Here is a 12972-nt window from a genome sequence, read left to right on the forward strand (position 1 = left end):
GAACGCAAGAGTCGCCTTACTATCGTTAAACGGCTTGATGGACGAGATAGCACTTCAATGACTAAGGCTATCCTTGAGTTAGCTAATCAATTAGGAACTAATCTCAAGACACTGACGGTTGATCACGGGAAAGAGTTCGCCAACTACCAATCAATTGAGAAAAATACCGGCGTGCCGTTGTACTTTGCACATGCTTATTCTCCGCATGAACGTGGTAGTAATGAGAAATGACGAAAATAAAAGTTGACTTTTCGAATTTCCATGTTATCCTAAAACTAATCTAATTTTAATAATTTTCTAATTTTAAGGAGAAAAAGAATGACTCATCAATCAGCACAACAATCATTAATTGTCATTAGCGTCATTATCATTATGTGATTTGGGCGCTAATTCTTGTTGCCCAGATTATCAGTTAGATCTGGGCAGTGATGATGACCATCCTTTTAACGGTCAACAGCTGTCAAAGCTGTTGACCGTTTTCTTTTTCACTAATTACTCTGGGAAATCATTTATTGAGGTGATATAGATGGGAACACTGAACTTTTCTTTTGATGCCGATAAACTTCAAAAACGAAGCGATGAGATTACTAAGGGTGTTGACCGCGCACCTGGTCGAAGCCTCTTGTATGCCACTGGTCGAATTAAGCGACCTGAAGACATGGATAAACCATTCATCGCGGTTTGTAACTCCTATATTGAAATCGTCCCGGGGCATGTTCATCTACGTGAATTAGCAGATATCGCTAAGGAAGAAATTCGTAAAGCCGGCGGGGTGCCATTCGAGTTTAATACGATTGGTGTTGATGATGGGATTGCGATGGGCCACATTGGAATGCGTTACTCGCTCCCGAGTCGTGAACTGATTGCGGACTCCGCCGAAACGGTGATTAATGCGCATTGGTTTGATGGAGTATTGTTTATGCCAAATTGTGACAAAATCACGCCGGGGATGCTGATGGCAGCAGCCCGGACCAACGTTCCCGCAGTATTTGTTTCTGGGGGCCCGATGAAAGCAGGACTTGATCCTAATGGGAAGGCGATCACTTTATCAAATATGTTTGAAGCGGTAGGAGCCTTTAAAGATGGCAAGATTTCCAAGGCTGATTTTCTGGAGATGGAACAAAACGCGTGCCCAACATGTGGGTCGTGTGCTGGTATGTTTACCGCCAACTCGATGAACTGCCTGATGGAGGCAATGGGAATGGCCTTGCCATTTAATGGGACGGCACTAGCCGTGTCTGAACAGCGAAAGGAACTGGTCCGTCAGGCTGCAAGGCGGGTTGTTGAGGTCGTTAAGCAGAACCTAAAGCCGCGTGATGTCATGACCAAGGAGGCCTTTGATGATATTTATGCCGCCGATATGGCAATGGGTGGTTCTACAAACACAGTTCTCCATGGTTTAGCGATTGCCCATGAGGCCGGAGTTGATTATACCGAGAAGGATATTAACAAGATTGCCGAACGAACACCGCATATCGCCAAAATTGCCCCATCCTCCCACTGGACGATGGAGGACGTTCATAATGCTGGTGGGATGCCAGCAATTATGAATGAATTGATTGAGATGGGAGGAGAGGTTTTCCATCCAGATCGACCAACGGTAACTGGCAAAACGATTCGAGAAAATGTAGCTGGCCACTATTCAAAAAATGAGGAAGTTATTCGACCAGTTGCCAAGGCGTATTCGCCAGTGGGTGGTTTGTCAGTATTGTACGGTAATATTGCTAAAAAAGGTTCGGTTATCAAAGCTGCCGGGGTTGATCCTGATATTAAGGAATTTACCGGGAAAGCAGTTTGCTTTGACTCACACGATGCTGCCGTTAAGGGGATTGATGACGGTACCGTTAAGAAAGGAGATGTAGTTGTCATTCGGTATGAGGGACCTAAGGGAGGTCCAGGAATGCCTGAAATGTTGAATCCAACTTCCGACATTATTGGTCGGGGCTTGGAAAAAGACGTAGCACTGATCACAGATGGTCGATTCTCAGGAGCTACTCACGGTATCTGTATCGGTCACGTTTCGCCAGAGGCCGCTTCTGGAGGCGAGATCGCGCTTGTTAGAAATGGTGACCGCATTCATATTGATTTGACTAAGCGGACGGTTGATTTGCTGGTATCGGAGGAAGAACTTGATAGACGGCGGCAGTCACTGCCACCATTCCAGCCAAAGGTTAAGCACGGTTATCTGGCCCGGTACCAGGCACTAGTCACCTCGGCTGATACTGGAGGCGTGATGGTTGGCTATGAACAATTATCTAAGGTTGCTAATGAATTAAAGTAAGAAAAGGGGTGTAGACCATGACGGATGTGCAGACAAGCGATCCAGTTGCTGACCAAATTATCAAAGCCTTGCAAGATGTAATTGATCCAGAGCTGGGGATTGATCTGGTTAACCTTGGTTTGATCTATGGTGTTGATATGACCGCTGAGGGGGTAGTTACGGTCCGGATGACCCTGACAACGATGGGCTGCCCCATCACAGACGTGCTGCAACAGATGATTGATTCAGCACTACGCAAGGTAGAAGGTGTTAAGAAGGTTCAAATCGAGGTTGTATGGGAACCAGCCTGGACACCAGATCGCATGAGTAGGTTTGCCAAGATTGCGCTTGGCTACCACGGTTAATAGCATAAAGGAGGAAAAAGAGATGAAGAAGGTTGTTTCATTTGGAAGGTGGTTAAGCAAATGGTTCACACTTTTTGTGGTTTTATGGGCAGTGTTTAACTACTTTGTACCAAGCTTTTCAGCACCAGTTGTTGCAAATACTAAGTATTTATTAGGAGTAATTCTTTTTGGAATGGGGCTAACCCTGACAGGTCAAGACTTCAAACGGATCGTTGAAAAACCTATTCCAGTTCTGATGGGGACGGTTGCCCACTACGTCATCATGCCGGGTCTAGCCTGGCTGCTATGTTTGGTATTTCAGTTGAAAGGCGCAACGGCCGCCGGGGTTATCTTAGTAGGATCTTGTCCTAGTGGGACCTCTTCAAGTGTTATGGCCTACTTGGCCGGCGGGGATGTTGCCTTGGATGTTTCAATTGAGGCCTTATCAACGTTGTTAGCCCCGGTAATGTTGCCAACAATCCTATACTTATTTGCTGGCCAGTACGTTAAGGTACCAACGCAGAGTTTATTTATGAGTACGCTTGAAATTGTGGTTCTCCCTATCGTTCTTGGGGTAGTAGTTCATACCTTCTTTGGTAAACGACTGGCGACAGTTTTGGACTTCCTACCAATCGTTTCCCAGCTTGCAATCCTTGCCATCATTGGGGCCGTGGTTTCAGCTAATCATGCCAACCTATTTACGGCGGCCACAGCAGTTGTTATCCCGGTAGTTATGTTGCATAATCTGTTGGGTTATACTTTGGGTTACTTATTCTCACGGGTGCTCCGATTACATCAACCGCAACAAAAGGCCCTTACTTTTGAGGTTGGGATGCAGGATTCTAGCCTAGGGGCAACGCTAGCCTTGACTTACTTCTCGCCAGCTGCTGCCATCGCTTCGACCCTCTTCAGTATCTGGCACAATATCTCAGGATCTGTTCTTTCGTCTTGGTGGAAGAATCATACTGCCGAGAGTCTGGAGGAAATGGTTCAGAATTACGAAAATCAAAATGCCCAAAAGGCGACGAATTAGTAACAAGGCAAAGACAGGTTACGGTATCACCGAAAAAGTTAAATAGTAAATCAAATAAGGCCACGACACGGAAAAATGTCGTGGCCTTATTATCTTACTCAGTTTCAATCTTGATAAGCGCTCGTCAGGTGTTATCTTTGACGGAGAAGGCGATCTAAGATGTCGAGGCTGAGCTTTAAGAAGAGGCAGAGGTTCGCCAGAAGAACTGGTTAAAGATGTGCCAATGGATGACGGCGAGGGAGAAGTGGCAGAGGTTGTACACGACCACAAGAAAGATATAGAAGAGGTTGGCCCGGAGGATGTCCTTAGACCAACGGTGATGGATAATATAGTTCCAGCATCGCCGGAAGTAGTTTAAAAGATTTGCCATTAGTCCGCACCTCCTGTTATAGATTGGCAACTAGTACGGCGACAATAAAGAAGACGAGAGCAGTTAAATAAGAGATTTTTAGGTTTTCTCCTCCTCTTTTTTACTTTTTCATCATAGCAAACTTACACGTTTAATTTACTATTCATTATTTCACGTTGCTTTTTTGTTTTTTTTCGTTAAATAAGATACGTTTTTACCATTTATACAATTAAAACTTATACAATTAAAACGACTATTTTTACAGTTTATCATTAGGGGCTGTTTGTGATAAATTGTCTCTAAAGAATATTGATACAGCTAATTAGGAGCATTATTATGTCTGGATTTGCAAAAATGACTAGATAATAAAAAAGAGCATCTTTTCAGATGCCCCGCCGGCTCGGATAAGTAATCAGCTGATCCAATTTGCACACCAGCATTCTTGTGTTTGTAAATTCATTATAACTGAAATAAGCATATGATACAATAATAAAGCACATCAGAGTGTCTTAATCACACACTCAATTGTGCGGGAAGGAGGTTCTTCCCAATGCATTATTGCATTCTTGTGTTTGTATTGTTGCCGCTCTCAAAGAAGCAACTGAAAAAACTGATTAAGCTTCTTGTTAAGCTGTTGAAGCACCTGCTTTAGCACTTCAGCAGAATAAACCAGCGTCTGTCGCGTGCGGCAGGCGTTTTTAATTAATAAGTTAATATGTGTAGAAATGTGTATTATTTTTTTACTTTACTTTGGACTGTATAAAAGTCTTTCATTTCTAGTGCTTGTATTATCTTTTGTAATCGATTTTGGTCTTCTTTGTTTAGTTGATTAATACGAGATTGTACCATGTCGCTTATTAATTGCTTGGTATTCTCTGCTATACCCAGATTAATTAATGCAGCAACTTGATTGGTAATATGATTATCAACTCGTAAATTACGTATGAATGTTACTGATTGAGTCTGGGGCACGATTTCATCACGAGTAACTTGATTCTTTGCTTGTATACTAACTTTGTCTGATAACTTTTTATTATGTTGAAGTAGTGACATTATGCTTTTACTCCTAGTCGTTCGAGGATTTCTTTAGCAACGTTTATGTACGCTTGATGAGTCCTCTTATCCCAAATATCGTTTTTACCATCGGTGATTCCAGTTATATCCATTCTTTTAACGCGTTCCATAGTCATAATATGGTTACTAAAAATATTTTCTTGTCCAAATTCTTGAATAGCGGAATTTAAGATTTCGGTATCAACTTGTGCGTTTCTTTTGGAAAGTACAGGGAGGATACCAAGAATGTCAACATTTGAATGAAACTCGTCAATTAGGTTTGACTGGAGATATTTGACTAAAACTTGGGCTCCATCAAGTGCACGTTCTTGAGTTTGTAAAACAATAACTAGTTGATCACAAGCATAGAAGGCTGAGTCATTAGCTAATCCAAATGTTGGTGGAACATCGATAAAAATAAAGTCATACTTATTTTGTAAGTCAGTTTTTATCTTATTAGCTAAATACTGGACCCGATCCATTTCATTATTAAACATATTCTCAAGGAAACGTGAGTAAAGGAAGAAATCTGAAGCGTTAGGAACCAAATCAAGATTATCAATAATTGGAATAGTTATTTTTGAGAGATCAATATTGTTTTTAATTGCTGTCATTAATGAGGTCTTAATTGAGATAACACCAGAATTTTGTGTGGACTTTGTTTTAATGAAAAGCGAAGTCAAATTAGCTTGAGGGTCAAAATCAATTGTTAAACATTTGTATCCCATTTTAGCGAGATTATAGCTGACTAATGCGGTAGTAGAACTCTTACCTACCCCACCTTTTTGATTGCAAAAAGACATTACACAAGTATCCATTTTTGGGTCCTCCTAGCTCTTAATCTCAGTATTATCATACCTTTTATCAATAAACTCTTCAACCATATATGTGTATATAAATATATATGTATATGTACATATATACGTGTTTTAAAAACTATTGTATTAATCGTCAATATGTGTGATGATAAGTACAGTTAATAAAATAATTTAAGAGTAAAAGAAAAAGCCCGCTGAAGTACGCCAATACTTCAACGAGCTACCGATTAAAGCTAGTCACATTAGCTAATCGGGGTTGTCATTTCATTTACATATAAAGTATACGTGGAATGGCTTATAAATTCAAGCAATTGAAATTGGAATTTAGCCCGAAAACTAAGTGCATAGCCTTAATTGGTTATGTACTTTTTCTTTTGGTTCACGACCGGTAAACTCAAAAGCAGTGACTCTGCACCGTGGTAGTATCCCGAAAGCGTCCGTGGGACTGGAGACGCGCCAGACCCGTAGTTAACATCATAGGTATGCTAAACCTTGTCCTTATCGCACAGGACTAAAGACGTGGCTGGAAGTCTTGGAAATGCTAAAGACTGTCCTTATATTGAATGTGAGTCTAATGGTTTCTCATAATAATACCTTTCTAATTCAAAGGTTGATGACAGAAAAGAACCCCCCGACTAACTGGGTTAGTGAGTAAATATAAGGAGCAAGGGCAAGATGCGCTTAAATAGTCTTTCAAGTGATTAACTGCTGAGTTAAGTAGCTATTAGTTAGTTAATTGAGCAGTAATCACTTTTTCGCTGTTTCGAATCATATTCATTAACAACGATTAGCCACGATTAGGCTGTTAATGAATGAACCTGACGGTTGGCTGTTCCTTGGGTGTTAAGCTGGAGTCTGTCCTTTTTTATTTAGCTTTTGTGTTTATTGCTGTTTGTTTATTTTATTTGCCTAATCGAAAATAAGCGTTAAAGTGCTACGGTTGTCTTAATCGGCGTAATATCAAGCGTATATCCGACAATCTTCCGACCTTCTTGCTGAATTGAAACTATTGATATCGAAATCTTTTGCTACTTCTAGCATATAATTGTTGTTGCTATTTATGGCTTAATACGTTTATACTTAACGAGTAAGCAATTTAATGTTTACTAATTGAATAATCAGAGTAAAGAAAAAGCCCGTTAAAGTATTGGCGTACTTTAACGAGCTACCGATTAACTAGACCAAGTAGTTAAACCGGGGTTGTCTATTTCTTTAATACAATTATTGTAGAGGAAATAGATAGATATTTCAAGATATAACACTACAAAACTATCACTGAAATTAAACCCTAAAAGTAACGAGAGCCGACTAGTTAATCGCTAGTTGGTTTTTCTTTTGGGTCGCACCCGGTAAACTCGCCAGCAGCAGCTCTGCATCGTAGTCGCATCTCGAAATCGCTCGTGATTCCTTGGACGTGTAGGAATTGTAGTTAACAACCATGGGAACGCCAATCCCAGTGCTTATCACACGGCACTAAAAGAGTGGCCGGAAGCTTCGAAAATGCTACGGACAACCCTTCTATTACCGCGAGTTTTAACGTGTTTATCGCCGAAAATCGCAATTGTAAGACGATGATTAGAAACAAAAAACCGCCCGCCTAACAGGGATATAGAGAGGAATAGCAAGGGGCAAGGGCGGAGTGCGCTTAAACTGTCTGCTAGAGTGTTAATAGTGAGTTGATAATGTTCTATTGTCAATTGACCATTAATACTCTGGGGTTGACTGAGAGAGCATTGCTCTCTTGATACTTTAGCCACAGACAGGCTAGGTATCGAGAGAGCAAGCTGGAGCAAGTTTCTTGCAGAAGCTTGCTCTTCCTTTAGTGAAAGTTAAGGATGGGTGGGTATGGTACTAGACCTGTTTTGTATTAGATGTAGTATCTGTCTCTATGATTAATGTTTAAGTAGCTTTATTTGCTAGGTTTATGACTGTTGTTGCAGTTTTTGGTCGAAAATTAGTGTGTATATTGTGCATGTATTACGTTTTATTTTGATGCAGTGTAGTACTGATTATTAATATTCAATGTCATCTTCGACTTGTTGTTTAAGTGATTGTTTGACTTGCTGGTCAACCTTTTGTAGTTGTTCGCTATTGGCGGACAGGATAGCTTTTTTTAGTTTAACGGCAGGGTCGTTTTGTAATTGTTTCTCTTTGAGATGGTCAATTGGCTTGTCTGAGGCTGTGATGCTTGATGGATCTAGTTCTCGGCTTTGTAGATTTTTAGGTGACTGATCACCGTTAGGAGCTATTAGGATTTTGACAACATGGTCAATGAACTTGGTAGCTTCGGTTTTGACTTTTTGTAGGACTTCGGTAACGGTGTCCATCAGGTATTTAAGTGGCTGGCGTAAATGTTGCTGTCGTCCGGTGTTGGTAATAACCGCTTGAGCTTTTTCATTTGGCTTTAGTAATGATGAGTCAACTTTGTGTTCAGGGGCATTTTCGGCAATGGTATCGACTAATTGGTTTTTGTAGTCGTTAATTTGGTTTTGTACGGTTGTATTTTCATTCTGGAGTTGCTGATTCTGGGTGGTTAATTGTTGGTTGGTAGTTGATAATTCAGTCTTGGTAGTACGGGCAGTAGTTATCTCTTGGTTTAGGTTATCAAGTTCATCTTGATAGTCTTGTTTATCTGTTTTCCAATTATCTCGCTCTTCTTGACGCCAGGAATCTAATTCCTGTTCCATTTGGGTTACATTAGCTTCGGTTACTGTAATTGGTTGATCGTTATTATCGAGTAAGTCGTTTTGGTCAATTTCTTGTTGAGCGGCTTTGATACGCTGGAGCTTGCGCTGCTTAATCTGTTCGTCAGCGTCATTAATCTGGTTTTGCAGGGTTCGTAATTGCTGCCGTTGATGAGTTAATTGTTGGTCCAATTGCTTTTGTTGATTTTCGGCGGCTGTTTGCTTTTCTTGGGCTGCGTCGGCGTCCTGTTCGGCTTGCTGTTTATCCTTCTGAGAGTCTTTAGCAGCCTTTGTAATACCGTTTGCCATTTCTAGGGGTGAAAGGTCGTTACCGTCTTTATCGACCGCCTGGTGGCCTGTGGTGGCTTTGTAGATGCCCTTTAGGTTCTGAGTGACGGTCGCTACTTGTGATTGAACATCGTTATTTTGATTAGTTAAGTTATCAGCTTGGTCTTGTAATGACTTAACTGTTTTTTGATGTTTTGCGATTTCTTGATGTTGGGCTTTTAACTGTTCCATGGAAAGCCCAGTTTGTACGGTCTTATCTTCCTTGGTTTTGCGCTCAAAATCGAGGATTTTTTTATTTTGCGGCACTTTGTAAGTCTTGTGTAGTTCATCTTCGAGGCATTTTAGGGCGAATTGGTCCATGTTAGCCCTAAACCATTTTGTAGCGTCACGTCCAGAACAGTATTTACCTGTAACGGCGTGATGGAGACTTACTAAGGCCTGATTGAGTGAATTAGTCACGTGAGCGGCTCGCTTTTTACCGCCTCTAGTCATGCCAAAGGTAGCTAACTCATAATGAATGTGAGAGATACCCATTTCATCGTTATTGGTGGCGTAGCGTCCTCGATGTAAATAATCGCCAACATTAACTCGTGGTTTATTTTTAAATGACCAGCCGACATTATTGTTAGTAGCATAAATTAAGGCCCGATTAAAGCAATCATAAAACTGCTTGGCAACCGCAATATTTTCTGGAATTGGTTGGTTATTTTGGCCTTTTAATTTGAAAACTAAGTGTGTAGTACCGTCCGGCAACTTTTCTTCCTGATAGGAAGCCTTAGGACAGAATTGTTGCATCAATTTGCTTTGAACTTCCATATTGCCGATGGTCAATACAGCGGTCGCTTTCTTTTTCCGTTTGAGGTAATTTTTAACACTGCCGTATTGCCGTTCTGCGTGGCCCTTTTCTCGTTGGTGTTTATCGTGTTCCTCAACATAGTCTTTAAAATGTTCATCGTTCCATTGGTCGATTGCTGCTCGTGTTTTCGGAGATTTATCATATTGATTAAATTGAGTTTCGCTGAACACAATATCTTGGTTAGTGTGATTAATCTTTTCATCATGTTCAACGTGCTTTTGAATGCCAGAATAACCGTTCTTATCCTTGGTTTGTAAGTCAGTTGTTACCGTGCATTTAATCGACATATTATCATCACCCATATCGTAGTTTTGCTACCATCATTGTAACATATTCGGTAATAAGTAAAGTGGTTAACTTATCCAATTTACTAGCTCCCTAGTCAAAATGGAGTAACCCCATTTTGTCGGTCGCTCTTCCGAGGGAATTAGGAACACATTTCCTAATAACTATTTATTTACTTTTTGAGATTACATTCAAAAAGTAAATGTTACCTTTTTCATTAAAAGGTAACGCCAAAATAAAAAATTCCCAATGCCTTTTGGCAAAGGGAATTTTTTACAATCCAGCTTTAACATTTAGTTAATCTGGATTGTTCCCATTGGGAAATTCATTATCATGTAATGGATTCTTTCCCAATGGTTTTGCGTGACTTTGTTCCTGCTGCTCTTGTTTTATTTTAGCCACAAATGCAGTCACAAAATCATGCAAATCTTTTTTCGCAAATGGCTTTTGATCATCACCAATTTGCGAATTAATAATGCTGTTTAAGCGTTGCATTAAGTCATCATTATTGCTGGCCGAAGTTAGCATAGCTTCGGCCAATTCCGCTTTCCATTTTAGTTCGTTTAAGGCTAAAACATCAGCGTTATGTTTCATCTGGAGCTTCTTATACTCCATATCTTCAGGAACAGTACGACCACTCAGTTTTTTGGCTTTAAGTTCTTGCCAACGGGCAATTGATTTAGGGGACATCATGATAAAAACTTCTTTCTATTAAGTAATTAGATTAACTATTATGAGAAGTTAACAGTCAATCTCTTGCCCAAAGCGTTAGCAATTTTGGTTAAAGTATCAATACTGGTGTTAGCGCCGCTTTCAATTCGTGCAATTGTTGATTGAGGAACATCAGAAACAGTAGCTAGATCTCGTTGAGAAAGGCCTGATTCTTTTCTAACCTTAGTTAATGCAATGGCACTCTCTAACTTAGTTGTTTCGTTTTCAAATTCCTTTTTAAATGCCGGATCCTTTAATTGTTCATTTAAGTAGTCTTTAAAATTAATGTTGCTCATAATTATTGCTCCTTTTGGTTGGCAAAGTATTCGTCACGTAATTTCTTAGCATGATTAATTTCTCGTGGCGGTGTTTTCTGGGTTTTCTTAGTAAAGCCATGGGTAATAACGTAGTGAACGCCATCAACGTGAAAATAAAGGCCACGTTGTTGATTATTACTAACCCGAGAGCGAATTTCATAGAGGTTCTTCTCCAGTGGCTTAACCCAGTTATGTTGAATTCCAGCACTAAGTCCATAAGTTGCGACCATGTTAATCCGTGCTAATAACTTTGCTTTAGCTTTAACGTCAAGACTATCTAAATATTCTGCAAATTCAGTATGGCCATTAGGGCGAGTATAAAATTCAAATTCTAAATCTTCCATGCCCTAATGATAGCATATATTGTATCAATTATCAATATATGCTATCTAGAACAACTACCGTGCTTCGCTTGCTGGACTCGTTAATCAGAACGGTTTATGACTAAACCTAACCTGATTAACGAGTGAATTTTTTTTGGGGGGGAGTGCTTAATCGAACTTAACTTCATCGAGCATTTGTTCTCGGCTGACTTGATCCAGACCTAAATATTTTAAGGTCATGGCTTCTGAGGAATGATTAAGCAGCGACATCACTAAACCGATATTGTAATGAGTTTGTGTGTAGACCCGGTAAGCCCCAGTTTTTCTCATTGTGTGAGTACCGAGGTAGTTAATCCCAAGTAAATCGCCAGTTTTAGCCATGATTTTGTAAAACTGTTTTTCAGTGATGTGCCGATCGGGGTGTTTAGTCGATGGAAAAAGCCAATCTGAGTGGAGATTTTGTTGGTTTAGCCACTGAAAATAGTCTTTTAGGTCTTGTTTAACTGGTTTTAGGTACAAAGTATTGGGTTTTCCGGTCTTTTTATCCCGAATATAAGCATTTTTAGCGATAGTCCCATCGTTATTGAAGATTTCATTGCGTCTGAGAGCTAATAAATCGGACACTCGGAGTAACGTTGCCTTGCCAACCTGGAAAATTGTGTAATTCCGGCGTCCTTCACGAAAATTATGGAGTAAAGTATCTTCAACTTCGTGGAGGACGTTGGTATCTTTGATGGGTAATACAAGCTGTTTCATAGTAATTTTTGCTCCTTATTTAGGGGCTACTTTTTGTATATATAAATTAAAAGCCCCTATATTCTGATTGTAGAATACAGGGGCTTGACATAGCAACATTCTTTAGGGGTTATTTATTAAAAATAGACCCTACTTTAAAAACAATGAAAATTAATCTTTACTTTTTAGTTTCCCATTCGTTGTTATATATGGGAGGAATAAAGTGAATAATACAAAATTCATTTAAAAGGCAGATTGTAAAATTTAAGTTGAACATTTTAGTGGACAGAAAAACCCATAAAGGTCTTTAATGGTGTCGTCACAACATTCCATTAGAAAGAAGGACCTTTATGGGCACCACTATTTTATCATTTGAAGACCGCATTGTCATCGAAACGCTTCGTCATGAAAAGCGATCTCTTCGATATATCGCTGATTACTTGGGCTTTAGTAAGACTACTATCTTTAATGAAATTCACCGGTTAAAGGGTGAATACCATGCGACTAGTGCGCAAGCCGACCACGAAACTAAACTTAGTTATCGTGGCCGGAAATGCTCATTAACGGTTAACCTCAAACGACTAATCGAAGAAAAGATCAAGGTCCAAAAATGGTCAATTGAACAAGTAGCCCATGTGGTTATGATCGCCTATAAGACTATCTATAACTGGGTTGATCAAGGCCTCTTAGAGATTAGCTTAACTGACTTACCAGATCATGGTATTCGCCGTAAGCGGGCTAAAGAAACTCGTGGTACTTTTAGTCATGGTCGTTCGATTGAAGATCGTCCAGCTGAAGCTTCTGATCGTAATATTGCAGGTCATTTTGAAGCTGATACGGTTTTATCTGGTAAGCGCAAAGGTCAAGCAGTAGCTACGTTTGTCGAACGCAAGAGTCGCCTTACTATCGTTAAACG

Annotated in this window: 12 protein-coding genes and 1 pseudogene; 5 read left to right on the forward strand and 8 right to left on the reverse strand. The window is 40.0% G+C overall.

Annotated elements, in window-relative coordinates:
* The 4 genes and pseudogenes from QOS01_RS09365 to QOS01_RS09380 all read left to right on the forward strand — a co-directional run.
* Positions 1-225 (forward strand): annotated as a pseudogene (locus tag QOS01_RS09365) (IS30 family transposase); the annotation flags it as partial.
* A gap of 301 nt (positions 226-526) precedes the next feature.
* Complete coding sequence (gene ilvD, locus QOS01_RS09370) at positions 527-2281, forward strand: dihydroxy-acid dehydratase (RefSeq protein WP_085649828.1); 1755 nt, start codon at positions 527-529, stop codon at positions 2279-2281.
* Between the two features lie 17 nt (positions 2282-2298).
* Complete coding sequence (locus QOS01_RS09375) at positions 2299-2625, forward strand: metal-sulfur cluster assembly factor (protein WP_085649829.1); 327 nt, start codon at positions 2299-2301, stop codon at positions 2623-2625.
* A gap of 22 nt (positions 2626-2647) precedes the next feature.
* The gene (locus tag QOS01_RS09380) at positions 2648-3637 is read left to right on the forward strand and encodes a bile acid:sodium symporter family protein (RefSeq protein ID WP_283622126.1); all 990 of its coding nucleotides are present in this window, start codon (positions 2648-2650) and stop codon (positions 3635-3637) included.
* Positions 3638-3812: 175 nt separating this feature from the next.
* Here the strand turns inward: QOS01_RS09380 and QOS01_RS09385 are convergent, their stop codons facing one another.
* From QOS01_RS09385 to QOS01_RS09420, 8 genes are all read right to left on the reverse strand, one after another.
* The gene (locus QOS01_RS09385; RefSeq protein ID WP_225358160.1) at positions 3813-4007 is read right to left on the reverse strand and encodes a hypothetical protein; all 195 of its coding nucleotides are present in this window, start codon (positions 4005-4007) and stop codon (positions 3813-3815) included.
* A gap of 711 nt (positions 4008-4718) precedes the next feature.
* The gene (locus QOS01_RS09390; protein ID WP_283622127.1) at positions 4719-5039 is read right to left on the reverse strand and encodes a DUF5388 domain-containing protein; all 321 of its coding nucleotides are present in this window, start codon (positions 5037-5039) and stop codon (positions 4719-4721) included.
* Positions 5039-5857 (reverse strand): ParA family protein, encoded by an 819-nt coding sequence (locus QOS01_RS09395; protein WP_283622128.1) that lies wholly within the window; start codon positions 5855-5857, stop codon positions 5039-5041. Before QOS01_RS09395 ends, QOS01_RS09390 begins: the two co-directional genes overlap by 1 nt.
* A gap of 2012 nt (positions 5858-7869) precedes the next feature.
* Positions 7870-9972, reverse strand: a complete 2103-nt coding sequence (locus QOS01_RS09400; RefSeq protein WP_326521106.1) for a coiled-coil domain-containing protein — start codon at positions 9970-9972, stop codon at positions 7870-7872.
* A gap of 295 nt (positions 9973-10267) precedes the next feature.
* The gene (locus tag QOS01_RS09405) at positions 10268-10663 is read right to left on the reverse strand and encodes a replication protein (protein WP_182589785.1); all 396 of its coding nucleotides are present in this window, start codon (positions 10661-10663) and stop codon (positions 10268-10270) included.
* A gap of 38 nt (positions 10664-10701) precedes the next feature.
* Positions 10702-10977: a helix-turn-helix domain-containing protein gene (locus tag QOS01_RS09410; RefSeq protein ID WP_012390396.1), complete on the reverse strand. Its 276-nt coding sequence runs from the start codon at positions 10975-10977 to the stop codon at positions 10702-10704.
* Between the two features lie 2 nt (positions 10978-10979).
* Positions 10980-11342 carry a type II toxin-antitoxin system RelE/ParE family toxin gene (locus QOS01_RS09415; RefSeq protein ID WP_085650477.1) on the reverse strand — a complete coding sequence of 121 codons (363 nt, stop codon included), beginning with the start codon at positions 11340-11342 and terminating at the stop codon, positions 10980-10982.
* Between the two features lie 147 nt (positions 11343-11489).
* Entirely contained in the window at positions 11490-12077 is a 588-nt protein-coding gene (locus QOS01_RS09420; RefSeq protein ID WP_283622130.1) for a site-specific integrase, read from the reverse strand.
* 329 nt (positions 12078-12406) lie between these two features.
* Here QOS01_RS09420 and QOS01_RS09425 point away from each other — a divergent pair.
* A partial coding sequence (locus tag QOS01_RS09425; RefSeq protein WP_283622131.1) for an IS30 family transposase occupies positions 12407-12972 on the forward strand: 566 nt, incomplete at its 3' end.

Source organism: Limosilactobacillus avium (genome assembly GCF_947381485.1).
Taxonomy (GTDB): Bacteria; Bacillota; Bacilli; order Lactobacillales; family Lactobacillaceae; genus Limosilactobacillus; species Limosilactobacillus avium.